The organism is Finegoldia magna (genome assembly GCF_018371055.1).
Taxonomy (GTDB): domain Bacteria; phylum Bacillota; class Clostridia; order Tissierellales; family Peptoniphilaceae; genus Finegoldia; species Finegoldia magna_I.
This window is the reverse complement of record NZ_JAGYZD010000162.1, coordinates 1-4,098: the sequence shown is the minus strand read 5'-3', so window position 1 is coordinate 4,098 and position 4,098 is coordinate 1. Positions and strand designations below refer to the sequence as shown.

Annotated in this window: 4 protein-coding genes; all 4 read left to right on the top strand. The window is 36.4% G+C overall.

What is annotated here, in order from left to right; all coding sequences use genetic code 11:
• Positions 1-301: 301 nt before the first annotated feature.
• Positions 302-841 carry a sigma-70 family RNA polymerase sigma factor gene (locus KHW44_RS07160; protein ID WP_304067749.1) on the top strand — a complete coding sequence of 180 codons (540 nt, stop codon included), beginning with the start codon at positions 302-304 and terminating at the stop codon, positions 839-841.
• Between the two features lie 175 nt (positions 842-1,016).
• A complete protein-coding gene (locus KHW44_RS07155; RefSeq protein ID WP_304067747.1) occupies positions 1,017-1,679 on the top strand; it encodes a nitroreductase family protein in 663 nt (220 codons plus the stop codon).
• Between the two features lie 160 nt (positions 1,680-1,839).
• Entirely contained in the window at positions 1,840-2,784 is a 945-nt protein-coding gene (locus KHW44_RS07150) for a DnaJ domain-containing protein (RefSeq protein WP_304067743.1), read from the top strand.
• Positions 2,785-2,802: 18 nt separating this feature from the next.
• Positions 2,803-4,098 (top strand): Clp protease N-terminal domain-containing protein (locus KHW44_RS07145; protein WP_304067739.1); only part of this gene is annotated, 1,296 nt, incomplete at its 3' end.

Sequence of the window (4,098 nt, the reverse complement as noted above, 5' to 3'; positions counted from 1 at the left end):
AAAGTTGGACTGCATTGCCGATATTGTCTACGTATATCGGAATGATTGCTTGTAATTGTTTCATTGATTCTCCTTTTATTTTATGATAATTTTATTATAATAGAACATACATTCCCGTTCAAGTGTTTTCGATTTGAATTTACAATGAATTGGTTTGTTTTGTGAAGAATGGTGATGATTTTTCATTTATTTTTAAATGGTTCACGCTGTTACTATAGGTTTTGGTGTGGTTTTTCGTTTCATTCATGATTTATATTATCTTTATTTCGATTGTAAAATTGAGAAAAAGGAGATGGAAATCATGAATTATGAAGAGATAGATTATATTGTGAACAACAAAATTTTGGATGATGAGAGAATTTATAAGGCTTTTGAGCCTTTGATTATTAGTAGTATCAAAAATTATTATGATAGGGCGGATATTTTCGAAGAACTAATTGATGATGGTAAGACTGAGATTATGTATGCGATTATGGAGTATGATGGTTCAAAGAATGTGCCGTTCAATTATTATTTGAAGCAGAGGTTGAGGTTTTTCTATTTGAAGAAGAATCCGAGAAGAAGTGTTCAGTCGTTGAATTTTACTAATGAGGATGGTGTTGAGCTGATGAATTTGATTGAATCTGATGAGAATATTGAACAGGATTTTGAGGATAGGTTGGAGATTAAGGAGCTTTATGAGAAGGTGCGTAAGCTTCCGGAAAAGCAACAGAAGATTATTTACGAGAATTTCCTTCGTGAAAAAAGTGCGAGGGTGATTTGCAAGGAATTGAATATGAAACAGTCCACTTTCTACAACACGAGAAGCAAGGCGTTGGAGAATTTGCACAAGATGTATTGAGCTATGGGTGTGGATTGGGTGGGTTAATATAGATGGAATCAGTGTGATTCCATTTTTTTGTGAAAATTTACGTATGTTTTCTGATAAGGTGATTCGTTGTATTTGTCAATTATGAATGATTTGGTGCTATTTGTGGTATATTATAATAAGTATATATTTTAATGAGGGGAACAAGGTGGATATTTTAGAGTTGATGCATAAGAGGCATTCTGTTAGAAAATACTTAGATGAAGAGATTGATACTAACGTGAAGAAAATTATCGAAGAGAAGGTCGATGAGGTTAATCGTGAATCTAATTTGAATATAAAAGCTGTGTTTGATGACAAGAAAGGATTCAATTCAAGGCTTGCGAAGTACGGGAAGTTTGAAAATGTGAATAATTTTCTGATTATGAAGGGCGTGGGCAATGATTTGAGTGAGACTTGTGGATATTACGGCGAGAAGCTTGTGATGGAGCTGATGAATTTGGATTTAGGTTCGTGCTGGGTTGCTCTTACATATAATAAGAAGAATATTAAAAAATACATAGAGCCAAACGAAAATTTGGTGATTGTGATTTCGTTCGGAATTCCTGCGAACTTGGGTTACAATCGCAAAAGCAAACTTCCAAAGCAAGTGTCAAATGTGAATGACGATTCGCCACAATGGTTCAAGGACGGTGTGGATTGTGCTTTGAATGCTCCAACTGCGATTAATCAACAAAAATTTATGTTGACTTTGGTCGATGATAAGGTGAAAGCGAAGGCGAAATTTGCTCCGTCAGCAAAGGTCGATTTGGGAATAGTGAAATATCATTTCGAGGTTGGATCGGGTAAGGATCATTCTATTTGGATATAAAGATTTATCATGAAAATCAAAAAAATAATCAAAAGTCAAAAATAAAACTAAAAGTCAAAGAAATTGCAAAGATTGTAAATACTATTGATTATGCGCTCGTAAGGGTGTATAATAATATCAAGGTCAAAGAAAGTCAAAAACAAATTACGGGAGGTTTTTTATGGAATATAAAGATTATTACAAAGTTTTGGGGGTGGATAAAAAGGCGAGCTCCCAAGAAATTAAAAAAGCATACCGAAAACTCGCCAAGAAATATCACCCTGATTTAAATAAAGGCGACGAGAAATCACAGGAAAAATTCAAGGAAATCAACGAGGCTTACGAGGTTTTAGGCAACGAAGATAAGCGTAAAAAATACGATATGTTTGGCTCCAATTATAATTTCCAAGGAGGACAAAACTTCGATCCGAATGCGTACGATTTTGGAAACTTCGGAGGATTTGGCGGCTTCGGCAAGAATTCTGGTTCGTACACTTACACAACTGGTGGCAGTGGCGGAGGATTCTCAGACTTTTTCAACGCGTTTTTCTCAGGTGGACAAAGTAGCGGCGGTGGATTTTCCGATATTTTCAGCGGATTCAAAGGAGCTGGAAGAAAATCACAACAAAGGCAAAGATACGACACGGACATTTCCGTTTCCTTATCTGATATCTACAACGGTGTAGAAAAAAGATTGGGTCTTATGATTGGAGATAAAAGCGTCAACTTGAATTTGAAAGTTCCAAAAGGAATTTTGCCTGGTAAGAAAATCAAGGTCAAGGGCGAAAAATTCGGAGTTGACGGGGACATTTATGTGAAGATTAACTTGGTTGATGTGTACAACAAGCTTGAAGATCACAATATCATCAAGAAGGTTGAACTTAAACCATGGGAAGCTTATTTTGGTAAATCTATCAATGTTGAAACGATTAGTGGCGAAAGAATCAAGGTTAAGATTCCGAAAAACATCAAGGCTAATCAAAGAATTAGGATTAAAGATAAGGGATTTGTGGATATGAAAGGCGTCAAGGGTGATTTGTACCTTGAAATTTCTATCGTAAATCCTACAAAATTAAACGAAGAACAAGAAGAATTATACAAAAAATTATACGATATTTCTGAATAATGTTAGGAGGTAAGGATTATGGATTTAAATAAATTCACACAAAAATCTGTTCAAGCAATTCAAGATGCGCAAAACTCTGCGATAAAGTTGGGCAATCCAGAAGTTACGGATGTTCATTTGAGCTATGCGTTGTTGTCTGATTCAGATTCAATAGTAGCAAAGACTATCCAAAAATTGGGCGCAGATTACAAAAAAATCGTGAGCGCTTTTAATCAAAAAATAGATTCTCTTCCTAAAAACGACAGTCAATCGAGTGTGTATCCAAGCACTGCTTTTCAAAGAATTTTGTTGAAAGCAGAGGACGAAGCTAAGTCCATGGGCGACAGTTTCGTGTCAGTAGAACACATTTTTATGAGTATTTTAGGAGAAAAGAACACTGTTAGCGCAGTTTTGTTGAAGGATTTTAATGTCAATAAGCAAAACTTCGCATCTAATTTGAAGGATTTGAGAGGAAATCAAAAGGTAGATTCTGACAATCCAGAAGATACGACTGATGTGTTGACAAAATACGGTCGTAACTTGACTGATTTGGCGAAGGAAGGTAAGCTTGATCCAGTTATCGGTCGTGACGATGAAATCAGACACAGCGTTAGGATTTTGAGTCGTAGAACGAAGAACAATCCAGTGTTAATTGGTCAACCTGGTGTTGGTAAGACTGCGATTGTGGAAGGTTTGGCGCTTAGAATTGTCAACGATGATGTCCCAGAAACTTTGAGAAATAAATCTATTTTTGCATTGGACATGGGAAGTTTGATTGCCGGTGCAAAATTCAGAGGAGAGTTCGAAGAAAGATTGAAGGCTGTTCTAAAAGAAGTGGCAGAATCTGATGGCAAAATCATTATGTTTATCGACGAAATTCACACTTTGGTTGGAGCTGGAAAATCAGAAGGCGCAATGGATGCAGCGAACTTGTTGAAGCCAATGCTTGCAAGAGGTGAAATCAGAACAATCGGCGCTACAACTTTGGATGAATACAGAAAATACATCGAAACAGATGGCGCATTGGAAAGAAGATTCCAAAAAGTTTTGGTTGAAGAGCCTTCAGTTGAAGACACGATTTCGATATTGCGTGGTATCAAGGACAAGTACGAGATTTATCACGGAATCAAAATCACTGACAACGCTGTAATCGCTGCGGCAACTTTGTCGGACAGATATATTACAGACAGATTTTTGCCAGACAAGGCTATTGATTTGATGGACGAAGCGAGTGCGATGGTTAGAACTGAGATAGATTCTATGCCTGAAAGCATCGACGAAACTAAGAGAAAAATATTGCAACTTGAAATCGAACGTGCTGCTTTGAACAAAGAA

What these genes read in the sequence shown, in the direction of transcription:
- KHW44_RS07160 (WP_304067749.1), top strand. Translation starts at nt 302, where the DNA reads ATGAATTATGAAGAGATAGATTATATTGTGAACAACAAAATTTTGGAT.
- KHW44_RS07150 (WP_304067743.1), top strand. Translation starts at nt 1,840, where the DNA reads ATGGAATATAAAGATTATTACAAAGTTTTGGGGGTGGATAAAAAGGCG.